The sequence below is a fragment of the Larkinella bovis genome, assembly GCF_042655385.1.
In the GTDB taxonomy this organism is placed as follows: domain Bacteria; phylum Bacteroidota; class Bacteroidia; order Cytophagales; family Spirosomataceae; genus Larkinella; species Larkinella bovis.
In genome coordinates this window covers 70,757-93,931 of sequence record NZ_JBHSMA010000006.1, presented here as the reverse complement: position 1 = coordinate 93,931, position 23,175 = coordinate 70,757, and the positions used below count along the sequence as shown (strand labels likewise).

Annotated in this window: 17 protein-coding genes; 13 read left to right on the top strand and 4 right to left on the bottom strand. The window is 53.6% G+C overall.

The window, feature by feature from the left end; all coding sequences use genetic code 11:
* Nucleotides 1-15: 15 nt before the first annotated feature.
* The 3 genes from ACFPMF_RS18585 to ACFPMF_RS18575 all read left to right on the top strand — a co-directional run bounded on the left by ACFPMF_RS18585 (nt 16) and on the right by ACFPMF_RS18575 (nt 8,005).
* Nucleotides 16-5,475: an alpha-2-macroglobulin family protein gene (locus ACFPMF_RS18585; protein ID WP_379848139.1), complete on the top strand. Its 5,460-nt coding sequence runs from the start codon at nt 16-18 to the stop codon at nt 5,473-5,475.
* A 213-nt stretch (nt 5,476-5,688) separates the two neighbouring features.
* Nucleotides 5,689-5,895 (top strand): hypothetical protein, encoded by a 207-nt coding sequence (locus ACFPMF_RS18580; RefSeq protein ID WP_379848137.1) that lies wholly within the window; start codon nt 5,689-5,691, stop codon nt 5,893-5,895.
* A 151-nt stretch (nt 5,896-6,046) separates the two neighbouring features.
* Nucleotides 6,047-8,005, top strand: coding sequence for a glycoside hydrolase family 9 protein (locus ACFPMF_RS18575; protein WP_379848135.1), 1,959 nt, complete (start codon nt 6,047-6,049; stop codon nt 8,003-8,005).
* A 67-nt stretch (nt 8,006-8,072) separates the two neighbouring features.
* On the opposite strand, the gene ACFPMF_RS18570 is transcribed toward ACFPMF_RS18575, so the two are convergent.
* Nucleotides 8,073-8,369: a hypothetical protein gene (locus ACFPMF_RS18570; protein WP_379848133.1), complete on the bottom strand. Its 297-nt coding sequence runs from the start codon at nt 8,367-8,369 to the stop codon at nt 8,073-8,075.
* A gap of 70 nt (nt 8,370-8,439) precedes the next feature.
* Here ACFPMF_RS18570 and ACFPMF_RS18565 point away from each other — a divergent pair, with 70 nt between their 5' ends.
* The 3 genes from ACFPMF_RS18565 (at nt 8,440) to ACFPMF_RS18555 (ending at nt 13,095) form a co-directional block, all read left to right on the top strand.
* Nucleotides 8,440-9,252 carry a polysaccharide deacetylase family protein gene (locus ACFPMF_RS18565; RefSeq protein WP_379848131.1) on the top strand — a complete coding sequence of 271 codons (813 nt, stop codon included), beginning with the start codon at nt 8,440-8,442 and terminating at the stop codon, nt 9,250-9,252.
* Nucleotides 9,253-9,504: 252 nt separating this feature from the next.
* Nucleotides 9,505-12,333: an outer membrane beta-barrel protein gene (locus tag ACFPMF_RS18560; RefSeq protein ID WP_379848129.1), complete on the top strand. Its 2,829-nt coding sequence runs from the start codon at nt 9,505-9,507 to the stop codon at nt 12,331-12,333.
* Nucleotides 12,334-12,348: 15 nt separating this feature from the next.
* The gene (locus tag ACFPMF_RS18555) at nt 12,349-13,095 is read left to right on the top strand and encodes a GLPGLI family protein (protein WP_379848127.1); all 747 of its coding nucleotides are present in this window, start codon (nt 12,349-12,351) and stop codon (nt 13,093-13,095) included.
* Nucleotides 13,096-13,212: 117 nt separating this feature from the next.
* On the opposite strand, the gene ACFPMF_RS18550 is transcribed toward ACFPMF_RS18555, so the two are convergent.
* Nucleotides 13,213-13,929, bottom strand: coding sequence for a S24 family peptidase (locus ACFPMF_RS18550; RefSeq protein ID WP_379848125.1), 717 nt, complete (start codon nt 13,927-13,929; stop codon nt 13,213-13,215).
* Nucleotides 13,930-14,094: 165 nt separating this feature from the next.
* On the opposite strand from ACFPMF_RS18550, the gene ACFPMF_RS18545 reads away from it, so the two are divergent.
* Together ACFPMF_RS18545 and ACFPMF_RS18540 are read left to right on the top strand one after the other, a co-directional pair.
* Nucleotides 14,095-15,318 (top strand): DNA polymerase Y family protein, encoded by a 1,224-nt coding sequence (locus ACFPMF_RS18545; RefSeq protein WP_379848123.1) that lies wholly within the window; start codon nt 14,095-14,097, stop codon nt 15,316-15,318.
* Nucleotides 15,319-15,495: 177 nt separating this feature from the next.
* Nucleotides 15,496-16,056: a thioredoxin family protein gene (locus ACFPMF_RS18540; RefSeq protein ID WP_379848121.1), complete on the top strand. Its 561-nt coding sequence runs from the start codon at nt 15,496-15,498 to the stop codon at nt 16,054-16,056.
* A 74-nt stretch (nt 16,057-16,130) separates the two neighbouring features.
* Here the strand turns inward: ACFPMF_RS18540 and ACFPMF_RS18535 are convergent, their stop codons facing one another.
* Both ACFPMF_RS18535 and ACFPMF_RS18530 read right to left on the bottom strand, forming a co-directional pair.
* Nucleotides 16,131-17,654: a S41 family peptidase gene (locus ACFPMF_RS18535; RefSeq protein ID WP_379848119.1), complete on the bottom strand. Its 1,524-nt coding sequence runs from the start codon at nt 17,652-17,654 to the stop codon at nt 16,131-16,133.
* 67 nt (nt 17,655-17,721) lie between these two features.
* A complete protein-coding gene (locus ACFPMF_RS18530; protein WP_379848117.1) occupies nt 17,722-18,075 on the bottom strand; it encodes a YraN family protein in 354 nt (117 codons plus the stop codon).
* A gap of 92 nt (nt 18,076-18,167) precedes the next feature.
* On the opposite strand from ACFPMF_RS18530, the gene lipB reads away from it, so the two are divergent.
* The 5 genes from lipB to ACFPMF_RS18505 all read left to right on the top strand — a co-directional run bounded on the left by lipB (nt 18,168) and on the right by ACFPMF_RS18505 (nt 23,165).
* On the top strand, nt 18,168-18,932 hold the full coding sequence (lipB, locus tag ACFPMF_RS18525) for a lipoyl(octanoyl) transferase LipB (RefSeq protein ID WP_379848115.1): 765 nt from the start codon (nt 18,168-18,170) through the stop codon (nt 18,930-18,932).
* Nucleotides 18,929-19,339, top strand: a complete 411-nt coding sequence (locus ACFPMF_RS18520; protein ID WP_379848112.1) for a hypothetical protein — start codon at nt 18,929-18,931, stop codon at nt 19,337-19,339. Before lipB ends, ACFPMF_RS18520 begins: the two co-directional genes overlap by 4 nt.
* A 19-nt stretch (nt 19,340-19,358) precedes the next feature.
* Nucleotides 19,359-20,090 (top strand): 3'-5' exonuclease, encoded by a 732-nt coding sequence (locus ACFPMF_RS18515; RefSeq protein ID WP_379848110.1) that lies wholly within the window; start codon nt 19,359-19,361, stop codon nt 20,088-20,090.
* Nucleotides 20,091-20,207: 117 nt separating this feature from the next.
* Nucleotides 20,208-22,574, top strand: coding sequence for a ribonuclease R (rnr, locus tag ACFPMF_RS18510; RefSeq protein ID WP_379848108.1), 2,367 nt, complete (start codon nt 20,208-20,210; stop codon nt 22,572-22,574).
* 150 nt (nt 22,575-22,724) lie between these two features.
* A complete protein-coding gene (locus ACFPMF_RS18505) occupies nt 22,725-23,165 on the top strand; it encodes a nucleoside deaminase (RefSeq protein ID WP_379848106.1) in 441 nt (146 codons plus the stop codon).
* The last annotated feature ends 10 nt before the right edge of the window (nt 23,166-23,175 follow it).

The following is a 23,175-nucleotide window of genomic DNA, read 5'->3' as shown; positions in this document are numbered from 1 at the left end:
CCATACATCAAACCCATGAAGACGTTCCTGCGCCCGCTTGCCGCCCTCGCGGCTCTTTTTCTGTTCACCACCTGTTCCCATTTAAGCAATTCGGTTCGGCTCATCAACCAGAATTTCGAGGATGAAGTGGCCCGGAACCAGAATCTGGTGTTTACTTTCAGCAAGGATCTGGTGTCGGAAGGGCGGCTCAACGAGTGGGATTCGACGCAGTATGTCACCTTTGAACCAGCAGTCGCCGGTAGTTTCAAGTGGACGGCTTCTAACGAACTGGTGTTCTCGCCCGCCGTGGCGTTCAAACCGGCCACGGAGTACAAGGCCGAGCTGAACAACGAACTGGTTCGCCAGCGGACGGATGCGAAATTAACCCTTGACAAGGAAACCATTACCTTTCATACCCCGTATCTCCAACTCACCGATTCCGAATTCTGGTGGACGCGCGGAGAAACCGGCAAACCGGTTGCCAAAGCCAAACTGAATTTCAATTACCCGGTCAGCGGAGCGGAACTGGCCGGTTTGCTGAAAATCGAAACGGAAAAAGACAAACCGCTGACGACGCAGGTGCTGCAAACGACGCTGAACGAAACCATTCCGGTTACGCTGGCGAACGCGCCGTCTTCCCGCAACGAAACCCCGCTGAAAATCCGCATCGGAAAAGGATTGAAAGTACCCAACACGGCCTTCAGCACGAAAGAGGAGTTTGAACAGACAACGGAACTGCCGTCGCCGGACCACCTCGAGGTGGTCGATGTCAAAACCGGCTTTGAAAACAACGAGGGCGTTATCCGGGTCATCACCACGCAGGAATTGCAGGACAGCGAATTGAGTACGTATTATACACTGTCGCCGGAGGCCGAAACCCGCACCGAACCCACCGAGAACGGTTTTGTCATCCGGGGTAATTTCAACGAAACCGAAACCTACGTGCTGACACTCACCGACCGGATGAAGGGCGTACTGGGCGCACGGCTGGACGAAGCGGTTTCGAAAGATGTGTTTTTCGGAAAAATGCCCGCGGGCATTTCGTTCGTCAACAAGCGGGCGGTTTACTTGTCGTCGAAAGGCGCGAAAAATGTGGGGGTTAACATCGTCAACGTGCCCAGGGTGGACGTAAAAATCGCCAAGATTTACGAAAACAACATTCTGCATTACCTCCGCTCGGGCCGTTACGAAGAACACGGCGAAATCGACGGGCAGTGGCAGCCGCTCGGTACGCACGTTTACTACGAAGACGAACAGCAGCATTACAGCGACATCCTGGTCCATAAAACCGTCGAAACCGCCAATTTGCCCAAAGCCCGGGGCGTTTCGGCCCTGAACCTGTCGCTGCCCGACCCAGCCGCTTCCGGCCCGAATCCGCCCCGTGGTATTTACCTCGTGACGGTCAGCTCAAAAGACGATGCGTATATCAGCGCCACCAAACTGGTTTCGGTATCCGATATTGGCCTGATGACCAAGCAGGGCGCTGATGAGGTCTGGGTGTTCGCCAATTCGATCAAAACCGCCGAACCGCTCGCCAATGTGGACATTACGCTGGTGAGTAGCAACAACCAGATCATGGCCACGGTGCAGACCAACGGCAAGGGAGTGGCGCATTTCGAAAAAATGACGGCAAAAAATCCCGGTTCGCGGCTGGCGCTGGTGTCGGCCAAAACTGAGGATGACTTCAATTATTTGCTGTTGCAGGATGCGCGGGTCGAAACGTCCCGGTTTGAGGTGGACGGCAAACGGGATAACCCAACCGGTTTTGATGCCTTCGTCTACGGCGACCGTAATATTTACCGCCCCGGCGAAACCGTCCATTTCAACACGGTGATCCGGAACCCGGTTTGGGAGAGCGTAGGCGAGATACCCCTGAAGATCAAAGTATTATCACCCAACGGAAAGGAATACCGGGTGCTGCGCCAGACGACCAACGCGCAGGGCGCCGTCGCCACCGACGTGCCCATCGATCCGGCCGCCGTAACGGGAACGTACGTTACGGAGATTTACAACGCGAACGAGGTGTTGCTGGCGTCGCGGAACATCAGCATCGAAGAGTTTATTCCCGACCGGATTCGGGTCGAAGCCCGCACGGAACGCGACGTGTACCGGACCGGCGAAACCATCACGATGACGGCCACGGCCACCAACCTGTTTGGCCCACCCGCCACCGGCCGCACCTACGAAATGGATCTGCAACTGAAGCAGCGGGCGTTCAAAGCAAAGCAGTTTCCGGACTACACCTTTGCCATCCAGAGCAATGCGTCGTTTGAGAAGAACCTACGGCAGGGCGTCACTGACGCCAGCGGCCAGGCCATCGAGCGGTTTCCGGTTCCGGCCGGTTACCGCGACATCGGCGTGCTGGAAGGCAATCTGTTCGTGACGGTTTTCGACGAAAACAGCCGCCCGGTCAACCGCTTAAACCGGTTCAATGTGTTCACGCAGGAAACGTTTTTCGGAATTAAACTGGCCGATTCGTACGTCGGAACCAACGCCCCGCTGCCGGTGGAAGTGGTGGCCGTGGACCGGAACGGCAACTTGCAGAAAGGAGCCACGGCCCAGGCCGAAGTGGTGCGGTTTGAGTACCAGACCGTGATCGAAAAGCAATATGACCAATTGCGGTATGTCTCGAAGAAACGCGAAAAAGTCGTTTACACGAATAATTTGACGTTTGGCGACGGAAAGGCCGGGTTCAGTTACGTACCGACGGTTTCGGGCGAATATGAAATCCGCATCCGGCGAACGGACCGATCGGGCGATCGGTCGGCCGCATACACAGCGGTTTCGTACTACGCCTACGGCTTTGGAACTACGCAAAGTTCATCGTTTGAAGTCAGCACGGAAGGCCAGGTGCTGATGGAGTTTGACAAAGAACAATACCAGGTAGGCGATAAGGCGAAAGTGCTGTTCAAAACGCCGTTTGAGGGAAAATTGCTGGTGACCCTGGAACGGAACCAGGTGCTGGAAACGCAGGTGCTGGAAACCGACCAGAAAGCCGCCGAGCTGACCTTCAGCCTGAAAGAGGCCTATTTGCCGACGATATACGTCACGGCGACGCTCATCCGGCCCGTCGATGGGTCGAACCTGCCGCTGATGGTCGCCCACGGTTTTGCCCCGATCCACGTGCAGGACCCGGACACGAAGCTCCCGGTAGAGATTACCGCCCAGGCCCAGTCGCGCTCCAAAACCAAGCAGCATATTTCGATCAAAACTAAACCGAATGCCGAACTGACGGTGGCTGTGGTCGATGAAGGAATTCTCCAACTAAAGAATTACCAGACACCCGATATTCACGGGTATTTTTACCAGAAACGCGCTTTGGAAGTCAACAGCCACGATTTGTATTCGTTCCTGTTCCCCGAACTGACCATTGCCGGAAGCTCGTCGTTTGGCGGTGACGGCTACAATCTGGGCAAGCGCATCAATCCGTTGAGCAACGGGCGGGTAAAACTGGTTGCGTTATGGAGCGGGGTTCTGAAAGCCGACGGCAGCGGAAATGCCAGTTTCGACGTGGCGATTCCGCAGTTTTCGGGCGATTTGCGGGTGATGGCCGTCGCCTACAAAGACAAGGCGTTTGGTTCGGCAACCAGGAACATGAAAGTGGCCGATCCGCTCGTGATCAGCACCGGCGCCCCCCGGTTTCTGAGCCCGGACGACGAACTGAACCTGCCGGTTACGATCAGCAACACAACCAAAAAACCGGCAACGGTCACGGCTTCGCTGAAACTAAGTGGCGCGTTACTCGCCAGCGGAAGCACCACCCAGCAACTCTCCATCCAACCGGGGCAGGAAGCCCGCGCAACCTTTAACGTGAAAGCCAAAACCGCCATTGGAACGGGAAATATGACGGTACTGGTGAAAGGGTTGAACGAAACGTTCAGCGAAAGCATCGACCTGACGGTTCGACCGGCGACCTCGCTGCTGAAAACCGCCCAGTCGGGCGTAGTGGCCGCCAATCAAACGCAAACCATCGACCTGACGAATGCATTCATTCCCGGCACCGTGCGGACTCAGCTCCTGGTGAGCCGCTCGCCGATGATTCAGTTAAGCAAGGAACTGTCGTATCTGCTCGGCTACCCGTACGGCTGCATGGAGCAAACCATTTCCAAGGCGTTCCCACAGTTGTATTTTGCCGAAGTACTCAAGACGATGGGAAAACCGGGTACGTATTTTGTCCGCTCCGGCGAAAGCGACCTGAATCCGACCTATACCGTTCAGGCCGCGATCCGGCGCGTGGAATCGATGCAACTGGCCGACGGCGGTTTCAGCATGTGGCCCGGTTCGCCGACGGAAGACGGCTGGGCCTCGGCCTATGCGGTGCATTTCCTGACCGAAGCCCGTCGTGCCGGTTTTGAAGTCAGTCCGTCGGTCTACGGCAAAGCCCTCGACCGGTTAACCGTCCGGACGAGCAGTCCCGCCACGGAGGATGAAATTGTGTACCAGGAAACCGGGAACTCGGTGCGGAAGATTATCAGCCGGCAGCATCTGTACGGTCTGTATGCGCTGGCATTGGGTGGTCAGCCAAACCGCCCGGCGATGAATTATTACAAAACGGCGGCCCTGCGTCCAAACGAAACAATGTTTACTTCCGACAGTCGGTATCTGCTGGCGTCGGCGTTTTCCCTGACCGGCGACACCCGCAGTTATGAAGTCCTGTTGCCGAAAAAATTCACGAATACGACCAACCGGCGGCAATCGGGCGGGAGTTATGCCTCGCCCATTCGCAACCTGGCATTGGTGCTGAATACCCTGCTGGAAACCGATCCGGATAATTTACAGATCCCCGCGCTGGCCCGGCAACTGTCACAGGCACTCAACACCAGTTCGTACCTGAACACCCAGGAGTCGGTTTTTGCGGTATTGGCGCTGGGCAAGATCGCCAAAAAAGCCGCCACCTCGACGGCCACGGCCACCGTGACGGCGGACGGGAAAACCGTTGGTCAATTGACCGGCCAGAACCTAAGCCTGACAACCGGTATCGCCAACCGGACGCTAAAGTTGACGACGCAGGGCAGCGGCAGTCTGTACTGGTTTGCCCAGACGGAAGGGCTGAGCGCCACGGGCCAGTACACGGAAGAAGATGCCGGTTTGCAGGTTCGCCGGGAGTTTCTCAACCGCGACGGTGCGCCGATGACATCGTTCAGGCAGAATGATCTGGTAGTTGTCCGCATCACCCTGGCGAGCGAAACCGGGATTCCGGTCAACAACGTGGTTGTGACGGATATGCTGCCCGCCGGTTTTGAGATCGAAAACCCGCGCCTGACCGAACCGCGCGAAATGCCGTGGATCAAAAACGCATCGACGCCCGAGCATTTCGATGTCCGTGATGATCGAATTCATTTTTTCACCTCGGCGGGCCATGCGATGAAAACCTTCTATTACCTCGTACGGGTGGTTTCGAAAGGACAGTTTGCGCTGGGGCCGGTATCGGCCGATGCCATGTACGACGGCAGTTTACGGAGTTATTCGGGTGGTGAGCGGCTAACCACAAACTAACAAAAAAAATCGGAAAGTGACTTTTGGAGTTAAGTTGCGTCTATTAAGTATATCTCCCCAGCGGTATAAACGGCATTGTTACCGTCCAAGTCGGTTAACCAACACGTTTCTCCCTGATATGGAGTGGGTTGACCCTAAGAATCTGTTTGAACGGGTTGGAGTACGTCCATTTGTAGCGTAACTTTGTGTCACTGTAAAGTTTAAGTAAACCTCATGCAATACAATCGTTACTACCTCCTCTCCAGCATGATGGGCGATGAAATTTATCGCCAACACTCCTCCAAGAAGGGGCAACCCGTCGAAGAACGAGAAAATCTGGAAAAGCGTTACAATTTGCTTTCCGAGATTCCGCTGGACCAATTTATTCGCAGTGGGATGCCGTGGCTACGAATTCTTGAAATGCTCGAACGGCGTTATTGATGTCCCTTTATTTTTTTGTTGCGTTACCAGTTAGATACTATATCCCTCCAAAAACCCATTCCGGACGCTTTTGAATAAAAGTCGGGGATGGGTTTGTTTCATTTTGGAATCCCGTCGTCGGCAAACGGTAAAAATTGTAAATTGCCTAGCGATGAGGAAATTGTTTTTGCTGCTTGGAGTATTGCTAGGCATTGCCGCATTCCGATCGATGGATGGTGAGCAGGCCTGGATCCGAATTAACTACCTGGGCTACCGACCGGAGGGCACCAAAGTAGCCGTCTGGGCCGGGAAAACCGACGAACCGCCCGGGGCGGTTTTTCAGGTTGTCGATGCGGCCACCGGGAAAGTTGTTTATGAAAACGCCGTGGGGAAAGATTTTGGCACCTACGGCCCATTTATTCAAACTTACCGTCTTGATTTTTCGGGCGTTCGCAAACCGGGTTCCTATTATCTCAAAACCGGTACCCTGCAATCGCCGGAGTTTCGGATTGCGGACAACGTGTACGACGGAACCGCTGATTTCTGCCTGCGGTACATGCGCCAGCAGCGCAGCGGCTATAATCCGTTTCTGAAAGACTCCTGCCATACGCACGACGGCTATACGATGTACGGCCCCATGCCCGACAGTACGCACATCGACGTGTCGGGCGGCTGGCACGATGCCTCCGATTACCTGCAATACGTCCCGACGTCGGCCAATGCGACGTACCATTTGTTGGCCGCTTTCCGCGATTTCCCGAATGTATTCGGTGATAAACATCAGGCCAACGGGCTGGAAGGGGCCAACAGACAGGCAGATGTGCTGGACGAAGCCCGCTGGGGCCTCGACTGGCTGCTGAAAATGCACCCCAAGGACGACTGGATGTTCAACCAGTTGGCCGACGATCGGGACCATTCCGGCCTGCGCATTCCCAAGCTGGATTCGGCCTACGGAAAAGGCTACGAACGCCCGGTGTACTTTGCCTCCGGAAAACCGCAGGGCCTTTTCAAGCATAAAAACCGGACGACCGGTGTGGCTTCCACCGCCGGTAAGTTTAGCAGTGCGTTTGCGCTGGGCTTTCAGGTCCTCCGCCGGCGCGATCCGGATTATGCCGACAACCTATGGCAACGGGCCCAAACCGCCTATACGCTGGGGTTGCAAAAACCGGGCGTTTGCCAGACCGCCCCGGGCCGATCTCCCTATTTTTACGAAGAAGACAATTACGTCGACGACATGGAACTGGCGGCCGTGGAGATGTACAATGCCGCCCGGGTTCAGGGGTACAAAGCCGCCGATTACCTCAACAGCGCCTATGCCTACGGCCTGATTGAACCGGAGACGCCCTGGTTCGGAGCGGATACCGCCCGGCACTACCAGTGGTACCCGTTCATTAACATCGGCCATTTTGAAGTGGCCAAGCGACTGCCTGATGCCCGTCGGCAGCACATTATCGGTTTTTACCGGAGCGGTATCGAAAAAATCTGGCAGAAAGCGCAGCGTAACGCGTTTTACCGGGGTATTCCGTTCATCTGGTGCAGCAACAACCTGACGACCTCCTTTGCGATTCAGTGCTACTGGTACCGCAAGCTGACCGGCGACAACCGGTATCTGGCCCTCGAACAGGCCTGCTTCGACTGGTTGTTTGGCTGCAATCCGTGGGGAACCAGTTTTGTGTACGGTTTACCCGCCGGAGCCGACACGCCCGCGGATCCGCACTCGGCCTTTACGTACCTGAAGAAGTATCCGATCGACGGCGGTTTGGTCGATGGGCCGGTGTATGGCAAAATTTATAAGAGCCTGATCGGGATCGAACTGAAGGAGCCCGACGAATACGCCGAGTTTCAGAGCGATCTGGTGGTATACCACGACGATTTTGGCGACTACAGCACCAACGAACCGACGATGGACGGCACGGCCTCACTGATTTATCTGCTGGCGTCTAAAGAAGGTGAAACCGCCGTAACCGCTACTATTGCCCCTCCGGCGAAAGCGAAAGTTGTTAAAAAGGTTGTAAAAGGGAAAAAGAAAGCCTCATCCCGGAAAGCAACCGTTCGGAAGAAATCAACGAGCCGGAAAAAACCGGCGGCCCGGGCCTCATCGGGCAAAAGCAAGAAAAAAAGACGGCGGTAAAACCGGCTCCCTGATGATAGCAATGCGCACCATTTTCTGTTCAACACTCTTTCAGTAGCAGCGTACTTCAAAACATCACTTCAATTCCAAAATCGTTAATTTGCACCATCGATGGGGCTTGCTGGTTGCGGAGTTCGGCGGCAATACGATGGATGATTTCGCTTCGGCGCAGGGCTGCGGTTTGGGCTCGGGAACTCCGGCAATAGGCCGACCATTGCTCATCGCCCGGCACGAAAATATAGATCGACGTCAGCATGCGTTCGTAGGCAAACCGCAGGGTCAGCAGCGGCTCGCGGTAGCTGATCCAACCGGACAAACCGGTTTGTTCCATTTCGACGGTGTAAGTGGTCAACGGCGTGGCCATAGGGGTCCGGGTAGCCCAAGTGTTCACTAAATTCATGATACGGTATTTTGGAAAGTAATGGTGCCCCGCTATGTTGATCGTTTGGTGGTTGCTTCAGACCTGGTTCGTTCCCCAGAAAATCGATAACTGCCTGAAAGATGCAGTTCCCATTCCCGGCGTTGCACGCGGTTTCGCAAATCCGCAAAAAAATCTTTTCAATCAGGGGGCTATTATCCGGGGCGATACGACGATCCGGCAACTGGCCCTTGTTTTTACGGGCGATGAATACGCCGGGGGCGGGGAGAAAATCCGGCAGACCTTGCGACGCCACCGGGTTCCGGCTTCGTTCTTCCTGACCGGGCGGTTTTACCGCAACCCGGTTTTCCAGAACCTCATCCGGTCGCTGAAACAAGACGGGCATTACCTGGGTGCCCATTCCGACGAACATTTGCTGTATTGCGACTGGACCAAACGCGATAGTTTGCTGGTGAGCCAAACCCGGTTTCAGGATGATCTGACGCAGAATTACCGGGCAATGCAACGGTTCGGGATTCAGTCCGCCGACGCCCGGTTTTTCCTGCCCCCTTACGAATGGTACAACGACACCATTGCCGCCTGGACCCGAAAGGCCGGTTTACAACTCATTAACTTCACGCCCGGCACCCTCAGCCACGCGGATTATACCACCCCCGATCTCAAAAATTACTGCAGCAGCCGGGTCATTCTGCAATCCATCTACGCGTATGAACAACGCAAATCCGCCGGTTTGAACGGTTTTATCTTGCTCCTGCACATCGGTACGCACCCCGCCCGAACCGATAAATTGTACGACCACCTGGACGACTTGCTGACGCATTTGCAGCAGAAAAAATACCGGCTGGTGCGGGTCGATCAATTATTATGACGAACGGTATATCACTAAGTATATTTTCGCCGTTTTGCCCATGATCGGTGCAACATCTTTTTGATTCCCATTGTCTTTCCTGCATTTCCAAGAAGGGTTTATCATGTATTAATCCATCAGCGTAACTATAAAAATAATTTTTTAACTATTTATATAGTTTAAACTATTAAAAAATGTTAACTTTCAGCAACGGATGTTAATTCTTTCCAACTTGCTGAGCCTTACTCGTCATTGTCAATTGTTCCTTACTCCATGAAAAAATCTCTCCTGCTGTTCTTGCTGCTGGCGTGCTGTACGGTTTTTGCCCAACAACCCGGTCGCATCACCATTCGCGGTTCGATTACGGATACCACCCAGACCCCGATGCCGGGCGCTACCGTCATGTTGCTGACGCCCAAAGATTCGGCGCTGGTCAATTTCGGACGCACAAACGACAAAGGCGGTTTTGAATTCCGCAACGTGCGACGCGCTCCGTATATCCTGAAGGTATCGTACGTCGGTTTTCTGCCGCTGCAAAAGGATGTGACACCCGGCGACGGTGAATTGACCGATCTGGGCGTGTTGCCGATAAAACCCATTCAGAAAGAATTGCTGGAGGTGGTCATCAAAACCGCCCGGGCGCCACTCACCATCCGGGGCGACACGGTGGAGTATAACGCCAGTTCGTTCAAGGTGCCGCCCGGCTCGACGGTGGAGGAACTGCTGCGGAAACTGCCGGGGATGCAGGTCGATCAGGACGGAAACATCAAAGCACAGGGCGAGGATGTCAAGAAAGTGACCGTGGATGGCAAGACCTTCTTCGGTTCGGATCCGAAACTGGCGACCAAAAACCTGCCCGCCGACGCCATTTCGAAGGTGCAGGTATTTAACGATAAAACCGAAGCGGCCAAAACCACAGGCATCGACGACGGCAAACGGGAGAAAGCCGTCAATCTGGAGTTGAAAGAAAGCCATCGCAAAGGCGGTTTTGGGAAAGTGACGGCGGGCGCCGGCACCAAAGACCGGTTTCAGTTGCGGGGCAATTACAACCGGTTTAATACCAAAGAACAGATGTCGGTGCTGGGGTTCGGCAACAACATCAACCAGACCGGTCTGTCGTTCGACGATTACCAGGATTTCCGGGGGAGCCAGTCGTTCAACTGGGAAGATCAGGGTGATTTCGGATTCTACAGCGGGGGGGTATACTTCTTCGGCGGTGACGATGGCATGGGCGTTCCGATCACGGGCGGGAGCAGCAACAACCGCGGTTTTTCTCGTAACTACGCCGGTGGTGCCAACTATAATTACGATACGAAGAAGACCAAGCTCAGTTCCAACTATTTCTACAACCAGAGCGGTTTGACACTGAACTCCGATCTGGATAAAGAAACCTTTCTGCCCAACAGCTCCTTTTTGAACACGGATCACAAAAGCCAGGGCAGCCTGACCCGTAACCACCGGGGCAGCGCCCGGTTTGAGCAAAAACTCGACTCCCTGAATACGCTGGTTCTTATTGGTAACTTACGCGCCAACAACGGGAACACCACCCTGTTCAGCGATCAGAATTTCTTTCAGGGCGCTAATCTGCAAACCCGGACCAGCCAGACGCTATTCGATAACCGCAACCAGTTCAACGGGTTGCAACTAGCTACGACGGCCATTTTCCGGCATTCGTTCCGGAAAAAAGGACGCAATTTTGCCGCCAGCCTGGCCTATAACCTGAACGATACGGACGGTTCGGCCCAGCAGCGCTCGACCAACACGTATTTTAACGACACCACCGCCACCGGTAATCCGCTGGTGATTCGCATCAATCAGGATAACGTCACCAACAGTTTACGGACCGAAATCAAGTCCAGCCTGGATTACATCGAACCGCTGTCGAAAACCACTTTTTGGGAAACCTTCTACAACATCAGCTTCCGGAACGACAAAGTCGATCGCGATGTGTTCGACGTGGGTGATCAAGGATCGGTTCGGAACAACACCCTCAGCCGGTATTACACCAATGATTTTACCTACAACCGGGTTGGTTCGTTAATCCGGTATTCCGATAAGGGCTTCAACGTGTCGGGAGGTCTGGCCGCTTTGTGGTTTCGCCAGACCGGGCAATTTTCATCGGATCAAACGTCTTCCAGCGTGACCAGTGTCGACCGGAGTTTCTTCTCTGTCGTTCCTAACGTCAGCCTGAATTACAACAAGAAGAATAAGCGGTTCAATGCCGGTTATAACGTCAACGTCAATCAACCCCAGACCAGCGATTTGCAGCCGGTCGTCGATAACAGCAACCCCCGGTTTATTCGGGAAGGAAACCCTAATCTGTTACCGGCCCTCACCCACCGGGCCAGCGCCGGTTTCGGGGTCTTTGATCCGGGTAGTTTCGTCAACGTGTTTATCAATGTAAACTACGGTTATAACATCAACCAGATTGTTTATAATCAGACGATTGACTCGTTACTAATTACCACAACCCGTCCGGAAAACATCAGTGGCGGAACCAGCAAGGGCGGGAGTATTTATTTCAGTTTTCCGCTGAAAAAGACGAAGGCGGTTTTGAACACGAATTTTTACACGAATCTCAATAAATTCCCGGCCTACATCAATGGGGTTCGGAACCAGACCAACAGCAACAACTACAACGCCTGGGTTAGCCTGGATTTGACGCCCAGTGAGAAGTTTACGTTCTACCCGACCTTTAACTTTGGAATCACTGATACAAAGTATTCGGTTAATACAGCGCAAAATCTGAAGATTTACAATTACAACTACGGCGGTAACCTGAACGTCCAGTTGCCAAAGGGTATTTTCTTTAACGGGCGGATGAGCTATATGATTTACAAGAATCCGAAGTTTGACTTCCGGCAGGAGTTGCCAATTCTGAACCTGGCCATTTACAAACTCTTCCTGAAAGACAACAAAGCGGAGGTGCGGCTGACGGCCTACGACGTGTTCAACAAAAACCGGGGCATTACGCAACAGGCTTATCAAAACTACGTACAAACCGAACGGGTTCAGACCCTGGCGCGGTATTTTATGCTCTCCTTTTCGTATAACCTCCGCGGCCTGAAATCGCAAATGCGGCAGAATAACTACATTTATTGATCCCTAACAATGATGATGAAAAAGCTCTTACTCCTTCTTTTCGCAACGATTGGCATTCAGGCTGTAGCGCAAAAAATGGAAGGGATGGTTACGTACGATCGTACGCAGGATTATGTAAAAATTATGTCCCGAATGACGTTTCTGAGTCTGGATCAGAAGGAACGGATGAAGGCCACCAACAAGAACTACAGCAGTAAGCCGACGCAAATGGTGCTGTATTTTAATGAAGACCAGAGCCTTTATACCAACGCAGAGGAATACTGGCGGAGCGACAACGGGCAGTGGTCGTACCGAAACAGCGATTACATCATCCGCCGGGATTTTAAACAGGAAACCAAATCGGATGTCATCGAAATGTTGGGGCGGACGTACCTGATCGACGACTCGCTGCAAACGCCGAAGTGGAAGATTCTGAACCAGTTGAAAGACATTGCCGGTCACATTTGCATGAAGGCCGAAACCGAAGACCCCATCAAGCAACAAAAAGTGGTGGCCTGGTTTGCGCAGGACATTCCGGTTTCGGCGGGTCCCGAGCAGTATTTCGGCCTACCCGGTTTAATTCTGGAACTGGATCTGAACGACGGTGATGCCGTCGTAACGGCCGTTAAAATCGAAATGAAGGACGTGTCGAAAGAGTTAACCGCCAACAAAAAAATAAAAGGCAAGAAGATCAAAACCGCCGACTACGACAAGATCATCAAAGACCATATTCAGACCAGTATGAAAGCCCAGGAGAACCCCTACTGGTCGATCCGGTATTAAAAGGCGGAGTTATGAATTAAGCGAGATGAATTGGCTGGGCAGAAATAGACTGCGTCAGCCAACTCATCTCGCTTTTACAGGTGATAATCCGTGACCGGTTTTCCGGCTGGCCACCCCTTATTCCACCGGCGAATCGATCACGCGCACAATTTTCCAGATGCCGCGAATGTCTTTCAGCGGAACCGTCACGCTGCCACCGTTCGGGTTGTCGGAATGGAGAGTCAGCCGTTGCTTGGTGAGCAGTTCGTTGTCTTTGATCCGTTTTACCACAAAGAAATCACGGTAAATCACGGCGAAAATACCGCCCGACTGATACTCCCAGTTGGTCGGGTCCACCAGAATGGCCAGCACTTTCGCGCCGTTGGCCAGTTGCGGACTCATACTGTTACCGGAAACCTCAATCACGACGGGGTCCTTATGATTGCCAATCAGATTGGTCGGTACGCGGTAGGTCTCCATCTGCGCCATGCTGATTCCCTCAATGTACGTCTCGATAAAACTGGCGTAGAAGCGCGTCGGGACGAACGGAAGATCGGTATACCGGACTTCCAGTTCGATAATTTTGCCATTCTGTTCCGGCTCATCCAGTACGGGTTTCTGACCCCGCAGCAGGAAATCCGCCCGGACCTGCGGATACTGTTCCAATAATCGCATGATGGTATCATACGATGGTTTGGCACGTCCATTCAGAATGTTGTAAAACTTGGACGAATTCTCGCCCAGGTCTTTCGCGGCCTGGTAAATGCTGATTTCCAGCGCATCGAACACCTGCCGCAGCCGCTCCTGAATCGGCTCCAAACCCTCCTCAAACGATTTCCCCAGTTCGTTCAGCATGATATAGTTATTGACTTGTATAATACAACTATTATATATTGTGATCAAATTTACTAAATAAAATAACAAATCCGACGAAACCTGCCAGAATAATATTATACACAACCTGAAAATACGAAGAGAATGTGGGGAGATTCAGCGGAACCGGCGGTTTTATTCGTCGCTATGAATAGTTTTTATGCCAGTTGCGAGCAACAGGTAAACCATACGCTGCGCGATCGCCCGGTGGCGGTTTGTATTCATACCGGTAAAAACAGCAGTGTGATCGCGCCCTCCATCGAAGCCCAAAACCGGGGCATTCGGGCTGGCATGCGACTCGATGAAGCCCTCCGGCTTTGTCCGGAACTGATTCCGGTGGAAACCAACGTCGAACGGTACCGCGAATTTCACGTGGCAATCATCACGGTCCTGCGCCAGTTTACGCCCGATGTGGTACCGAAAAGCATCGATGAAGCCGTGGTCGATCTGACCCGGTGCCAACCAGGCGATGGCAAGGAAGTGGCCCGGCAGATCAAGAGCGATATTCGGACGAAAGTCGGCGACTGGTTGCGGTGCAGCATCGGCATTGCCCCCAACGCTTTACTGGCCAAACTGGGCGCGGATTTGTATACGCCCGACGGTCTGGTTGTGATCACGCCCGAGACCATCGACGATGTGTTAAAAAGGTTAACATTGACCGACTTGCCCGGTATGGGCCACCGCATGGCCCGACGGCTGGAAGAGCAGGGTATCCTGACGCCCCTGGAGCTGCGGTATGCATCGCCGGAACGGCTGCGGGCGGTTTGCAAAAGCATCATCGGCTGGCACTGGCACCTGCGGCTCAATTTTGGCGATGAAATGGCGCTGGACACGGGCGTTTATCAAAGCCTGCAAGCCACGCGGACAATGGCCGCCAACCAGCGCGAATCTGCCGAACGGCTAGACGAACAGCTGCAATCGCTTTGCCTGACGCTCGAGCGCCGGATGGTAAGACAGGCGGTTTTCTGCCAGGTCGTTGTGTTTGCCTGCCGATACCGCGATGGCCGGCACTACGGCGACGAGATCAAACTGCCGGAACCGAAGCAGGACAGCCGGGCGCTTTATCACCTCATCCGGCAGCGTTTCGAGCAGTTTCAGCGCACCCATCCGGGCGAACCGGTTCTGAACCGATCGATTCGCAGCCTTAGCGTCAGGGTTTTCCGGTTTATACCCGCCCAGGCTGTTGCCATTCCTTTATTTGAGGACCCTGTCCGCAAAAACGCCCTACGAAAAACCCTGTATGACGTAAAAGAACGGTTTGGCAGTGACAAGCTGATGCGGGCGGCCGATCTTGGCAAGGACCCGGTTTTCCGGGATGGCGCCGGTTTCGGAGCCGTCAGGGATCTCCACGACGACCAAAATCCCTTTTAAGAGCGAAAGTTGGTACGTTACTATCGTTTTTTGGCTTGAGCCTGTTACCCTTCGGCGGTTTTCGAGTCAAAACAGGGAACAGGAACTTAGCGCCCCGGCATATGGTTCCGGCAGTACTATTCGTTATATTGTTGGCATTCCCATTCGCGAAATCCGTTTCGCCCAAATGATCCGATCATGAAATTATTCACGTTTATCGTCGCCACGCTGCTGATTGCGGTCACGCTGATCTCGTTTCGCCCCCAGACAGTTCCCAAAGAAACGGGCAAAATCAAGTGGATGACCATTGAAGAAGCCTTTGCGCAAAATCAGAAAAAACCGAAGAAGGTGTTTATCGACGTGTATACCGACTGGTGTGGCTGGTGTAAGGTCATGGACCGGGAAACGTTTACGGATCCTTCGGTGGTTGATTACATCAGCAAGAACTATTATGCTGTGAAGCTGAACGCCGAACAGAAAGAGGACATCGTGCTCGGAAAAGATAAATTTGTGTACGTCGCGCAGGGAAGCCGGGGCTATCACCAGCTGGCGGCTGCCTTATTGCGCAATCAGCTCAGCTACCCGACGGTGGTGTTTATGAACGAAAAATTTCAGGCTATCCAGCCCATTCCCGGCTACATCAAAGCCCCGGAATTTCATCAGATCATTACATTCATCGGCGGAGATCATTACAGCAAAGAACCGTTTGATCAGTTCAAAGCCAAAACGTATCCGCAGAAATATTCCGTCAAGCTCTAACAACCGCAGCCACGGCGATAATCAAAAAACCGCCCCGTTCCGGGGCGGTTTTTTGATTATGAATGCCTATTGATTTAGCGCACGGTCATCTTTCGCTTGCCTTCCTGAATCAGTTCGAGGGCTTTTTCCAGATCCCGGTCACGCTGTTTGATCCGGTCCTGCACGGTGTAATCAATCGGATAATCAGGCATGACGCCCCGGCCCTGATCGGGGTTCCGGCTGGCCGTGGCAATCCAGAAAACCGGGAACCGCACCCGCAGCCGTGTTTCGGGTAATGTCATCGTCTGAATGATGCCGCCGTTGCAACCCGCTTCGCCCCCGCCCGTTTCCTGCCCGATCACCGTTACGGGCCGCTGGGCTTTCAGGCTGGCCGTGAAAATGGAAGCCGCCGAGAACGTCCGGCCGCTGGTCAGAATGTAGATTTTGCCGCTGAAGCGGTGGTCCGACGCCGGTTTGTTCCAGCCAACGTTCGATTTGCCAAACTGATACCGCCCTCCTTCCGCTTTCATAAACCGGAAATTCTGCCGCAAAACGCGTTTCTCTTTCCGGTCGAAATACGAACAGGAGTTGGGTCGACGCACGCGGCATTCGGCCCGATCGACCTGCCGGAAGTCCGATTTCATCAGGTACGACATCAGATCCGAGCCAATTTCGGCATTGCCGCCGGTATTTTGCCGCAGGTCGATCACCAGATCCTGCACTTTCCGTTTTTCCAGCGTCTCGAAAACCTCCCGGTGAAACGACGCGTAGCGGTCATATCCGAAACTATTGATAATGAGCATGGCCGCGGTCGAATCGCTGTTCAGAAAATGCAGCGAACGAATCAGTTGAAGCTTCGCATCCTCATCAAAAGACACCTCGGTTTTATGCCGGTTTTTCTTATTCCGTTTAACGGTGGTGGGGGTTGTGGTCGTTGGAATATCACCCGAACTGACAGGACGACGGCGAACGGTGGTGATGCGCTCGGCCGCGGTCGTGTCGCGCACGGTCAGCGTCCAGGGTGAACGGCCCTGAAAATGCCGCCAGTAGGTTTCTTCCAGGTGGTATAATTCCAGAAAGTAGGTCTTGAAAGTCTGGTTATACCCGTCGGAGGGCCAGCGGTCGCGGGCGGCCTGAATCACTTCTTTGACGGGATAATTGCCTAATTTCAGAACTTCTGTGCCGCAAACCAGCGTAGAATCCGTGCTGCGGTTTCGTCCGATAAACATCCGATCGTTCTGGATGATAATATCAAACGGGAGCCATTCCGGTTGCGGTTTTCGGGTCGACCGGCTGGAGGTGAGCGACTCCTGCACATCGGTATGGCCGCAGCGAATCTGGACGATCAGGGGACGGAGCAGTTCGCGGTATTCCACTTCGGTCATCGGGCGGTAAAGCTGCCGGAAAACCGCATCAAAATTCCGGTTCATTTCCTCCCGCGAGGCATACCGGTACAAACTCGGATGGCGCTCTTCCAGCGTCTTCCGAAGCACCATAAAGTCGCTTCGCAACTGCTCGACCGTATACACCCGGGGGCGATAGGTCGCTCGTTTCGGATGGGTCGGAAAACAATAAGCCGTGCTGATGGTCAACGCCATCAGCAGCACGAGGAAACGCATACTGTTTTTCTGAATGAATCACTCAATTCTGTTCCCGAAGCTACCGTTTTTTTCGTGGGAAACAAAATTAGTAAAAGGCATCTTCGATATGCCGGATCGTTACGCTTTCGGGTGATACCGTAACGGCAACGATGTCGAAACGAACATCGTAGGGCCAGTCTTTGGCGAAAATATACTGTTCGGCGGCTTTCATCACCAGCCGCGCCTTGGCGTAGGTTACAAACTCCTCGGGCTGGCCAAAGCGGGTGTTGCTGCGGGTTTTAACTTCCACAAAAATGAGCAGTTTCCCTTTCTGCGCCACCAGATCGATTTCGGCATGCTGGTGCCGGTAATTGCGCTCCCGAATTTCGTACCCTTTCTGTACCAGGTACCGAACGGCTTCGTCTTCGCCCTGTTTTCCCGTCTCGTTATGTTGTGCCATCGTCTTTTTTAGAACTTAGACGCAAAACCGCCGGAACGGATACGAACGAAACAGACAACATTTGGTGTTTTTCCCGTAAGGATGTTATAAAAATGAACCACCATTGCACTAAACAGGTTGAAATACAGCACCTGGGACTCGTTGATTATCAATCGGCCTGGGATTATCAGGAGCGCCTGCTGGCCGGTGTGGTCGCTACCAAAATTTCGAACCGAAACCGGCCGGCCGACGAGCAGCTTCCAACCGCCAACTACCTGTTATTCTGTCAGCATCCGCACGTTTATACGCTGGGCAAGAGCGGCCAGCCCGAACATTTGCTGGCAAACGACGCCTTTTTGCAAACCATTGGGGCTACGTATTACAAGATTAACCGGGGCGGTGACATTACCTACCACGGGCCGGGGCAACTGGTGGGCTACCCGATTCTGGACCTGGATAATTTTTTTACGGACATCCACCGCTACATGCGACTGCTGGAAGAAGCCATCATCCGGACCCTGGCCGACTACGGCCTGGATGCGGGGCGAATCGATGGCCTGACGGGGGTCTGGCTGGGTTATAACACCGATGAAAACCGGGGCAGCGGTCCGCGCAAAATCTGTGCAATGGGCGTGAAAGCGAGCCGCTGGGTAACGATGCACGGTTTTGCGTTGAACATTAACACGGATTTGAGTTATTTTAATCACATCGTGCCTTGTGGCATTGCCGACAAAGCTGTGACCTCGATGCAGGCCGAGTTGGGCCGGGAGGTGGCCATGGACGAAGTAACCGACCGCGTCAGTCACCATCTCGCCGATTTATTTGACATGGAGTTAACTCAAAGCCCGGTACAGCAGTACGGTATTACAACAGAATGAAGAGAGATATTTCGTTTTTGCCGGTAGAAGGCGTTCAGGTCGTGATTGCGCGAAAACTGACCGAACTGAATGCGTACGAATGGCAGGTTTATCTGATCAATCAGAACCCGGTCGGCATCCGCAACGTGTTTGTGACCTCGAAAGGATACGGTTTTCGGGATGAGTCGCAACAGCCGCAAGCCACGTCTACGCTGCGGCATTATTTTGCCGAACTGAAACCGGGTGAGTATGTGGTGGTCGAAACCATCATGCCCGATGTGTTTCACCTGAACAATCAATATTGGGTCAGTTACTACATTGGCGACCAGATTTTTGACAAAAAGTTTATCTTCGTGCCCGACAGCATTACCGAACAGAACCTGATTCCCATCCAGGAATTAGGGCTGGAAGGAATCGTACACGCCTGACCTTTGTCATCCCACTGCTATGCCCGTATCCTGGAAGAAACGACTCAAAAACCTCTTATTCATTGACATCAAAACCGTTGCCGGTGCCCCTTCGTACAACGAACTCGACGAACGTATCCGGCAGCAGTGGGGGCAGAAAATCAGTTATTTCCAGAACGAAGAAAACTGGTCGGCGGCCAAGTGGTACGATAACCGGGCGTCCTACTACGCCGAATACGGCAAGATCGTCTGCATCGGCATCGGCGGTTTATACTGGGACGACGACGATAATATCTTTTTGAAAGTAAAAACGCTCGCCAATAACGACGAAGCGGCTTTGCTCGGCGAGTTTATCAACCTGATTGAAAAATACCCGACCAACGAACTTATTCTCTGCGCCCATAACGGCAAGGAGTTTGACTATCCGTATTTGTGCCGCCGGATGCTGGTTCATGAGCACCAGCTCCCGGCCACGCTGCGGCTGTCGGGGCGCAAACCCTGGGACATTCCGCACCAGGATGTCCTGGAAATGTGGCGGTTTGGCGATAGCCGTCACTTTGTTCCGCTCGATTTGCTGGCTGCGGTCCTGAATTTGCCCACCCAACCCCTCGAACTGACAGGCGACCAAACGAGTTTAGTATATTACCAGAAGCAGGGAATGGCCAAAGTGCGCGAATACGCCCGTGCCTCCATCGTGACGCTGGTGCAGGTTTACCTCCGGCTGCTCGGCGCTCCGCTCGTAGAAGAACAACGCATCACGCTTCTGGAGTAAGACAAAGAGAGGATTTCGCAGAGTTAAGCGGAGGTTTCAGGAGCTAAGCGGAGCCTCTGTGTATCTCTTTAAAACTCTGCTTAACTCCGCGAAATAATCCACTCAGATTTAGAAAACATGAGAAATAATCGAAATAAACCAAGAGAACACCATAACCGGAAAAGCCCGGTTCAGTCGGCCCATTCGTTTCTCGACGAAATGAAGAACGACATTGCGGCTTTTTTTGAAATAAACAGCAAGGAATCGTTTTCGCAGGCCGACGTCCTCGAAAATTTTGACGTCTACGACCGCAAAACGAAATTGCTGACCCACGGCCTGATTGGTGAACTGACCGACGAAGGAATTATAACCCGCCACCCGGACGGCACCTACCAATACAACGAAACCGACCGATCCATCGTTGGCACCGTCGATCACGTTAACCCCCGGTTTGCATTCGTCAGCACCGGCTCGGGCGACCGTGACGATGATATTTACGTCAGCACCGACGATCTGAACGGTGCCATCGACGGCGATAAAGTGAAAGTGACGCGTCTGAGTGGCTCTTCGAATGCCGGTAGTTTTTCGCGCGGTTCGCAAAACCGCAACCGCCGAACCGAAGGCCGGGTGACGGAAATTGTGGAACGCGGCCGATCCGAACTGGTGGGCCGCATCGAAACCTGGCCGAATTACGGACAGGTGATTCCCGACAGCAAGCGGATTTACGAGGAAATTTACATTCCAAAGGATAAACTGGGCGACGCCAGGGACGGTGACAAAGTGATCGTCCGGCTGACCCGCTTCCCCGACGATCGGCACCGGCCCGAAGGCGAGGTTACGGCGGTGTTGGGCCAGGCCGGTGAACATAACACCGAGATGCACGCCATTCTGGCCGAATTCGGCCTGCCGATTCATTTTCCGGCAGCCGTCGAACAGGAATCGGAACGGATTTCGGAACAAATACCGGACGAGGAAATTCAGAAACGGCGTGACCTGCGCGGGGTCACCACCTTCACGATCGACCCCGAAGATGCCAAGGATTTCGACGATGCGCTGTCGGTTCAGATTCTGGAAAACGGCCATTACGAAATCGGGGTGCACATCGCCGATGTTACGCACTATATTCAGCCGGGCACGGCACTGGAAGATGAAGCCTTCAAACGTGGCACGTCGGTGTATCTGGTGGATCGCGTGGTGCCGATGCTGCCCGAGAAGCTGTCGAACAACCTCTGTTCGCTGCGGCCCAACGAGGACAAACTGACCTTTTCGGCGGTTTTTGAACTCACGCCCGACGCCAAAATCAAAAAGGAATGGTTTGGCCGGACGGTTATTCATTCCGACCGCCGGTTTGCCTACGAGGAAGCGCAGGACGTGGTTGATCGCGGACAGGGTGATTACCTGGAAGAACTCCGGCTCCTGAACGAACTCGCGTTCAAACTACGCGATGAGCGGTTTCGGCACGGCGCAATTAATTTCGAAACCGTTGAAGTGAAATTCAAACTGGACGAAAACGGCGTACCGCTGTCGGTGTATCCGAAAATCCGGAAAGATGCCCACAAACTGATCGAGGAATTTATGCTGCTCGCCAACAAGCGGGTCGCCGAGTTCGTCCACGGTTCGTCGCGCGGAGACCACCCGAACGTGATGGTCTACCGGGTGCACGATTCGCCGGATTTCGAGAAGCTGCGCACCTTTGCGGTTTTTGCGAACCGGTTTGGCTACAAGCTCAAGGTCGATGACCAGAAGGAGTTGTCGAAATCGTTCAACACGATGATGGACAGCCTCGAAGGGCAGCCCGAGCAGAATGCCCTGCAACAGCTCGCCATCCGGACGATGGCCAAGGCGCGGTACAGCACCGAAGACATCGGCCACTTTGGGCTCGCTTTCCGGCGGTATTCGCACTTTACCTCGCCGATTCGTCGCTACCCCGACATGATGGCGCACCGCCTGTTGCAGCATTACCTCAACGGCGGCAAATCGGTGGACCGGGAGGAATTCGAAGCCCGGTGCAAACATTCCTCCGACCGCGAACGCGTGGCCGTGGAAGCCGAGCGGGCGTCGATCAAGTACAAGCAGGTGGAGTTTATGAGCCGGATGGACCGCGACCAGCCGTTCCAGGGCGTAATTACGGGCGTAACCGACTTCGGTTTTTTTGTCGAAATCACCGAAACCAGCGCCGAAGGGCTGGTCCGCATGACCGATCTGGAGGACGATTTCTACGAATTCGACAAGGACAATTACCGGCTGATTGGCAAACGAAACAAGAAGATTTTTGCCTTCGGTGACGCCGTGACGGTGCGCGTGAAAGAAGCCAATCTGGCCCGCCGAAGCCTGGATTTATGGCTGGTTGAGGACAAGGGAGCAGTCAAGCTGACCCTTAAAAACCGCCTGACCCGCCGGGAAAACAACGATGGTGAAAGCCGTTCCAAAAGACGTTCCGGCACATCATCGGGTGACAAACGCGCCAAAACCGTAAAAGCGCCCAAAGACCGGAAACGGCGTTAATGGTACCCCCGGTTGATTGATGCCCATTGCTTTCGCGGTGGGCAAAGAAGCCGGCGGACCCTCAAACCGTTAAAACGGTTTCTAAAAAAATCTAACCATATAGCAGGCCCACGGTTTAAACCGTGGGCTGATTTATAGAAACCCGGTTTTATGATGAACGATGAATTCATGCAGGAAGCCATTCGGCAGGCCCGGAAGAGCCTGTCGGAGGGCGGTATTCCCATCGGCTCGGCGCTGGTGAAGGACGGTAAGCTGGTGGCTTCGGGCCACAACAAACGAGTGCAGGAAAACAACCCGATTCTGCACGGCGAAATGGATTGCCTCAACAACGCCGGGCGCGTCGGTTCGTTCCGCCAGACCGTCATTTATTCCACGCTCATGCCGTGTTACATGTGCGCCGGCACCATCGTGCAGTTCAAAATTCCGAAGGTCATCGTGGGCGAATCGCGAACCTTTGCCGGAGCGCGGGAGTTCATGGAACAACACGGCGTCGAAGTCATCGACCTCGATCTGCCGGAATGCGTCGACATGATGAACCAATTTATCGCTCAAAAACCGGAAGTCTGGAACGAGGATATTGGGGAGTTGTAATCGCGCAGCG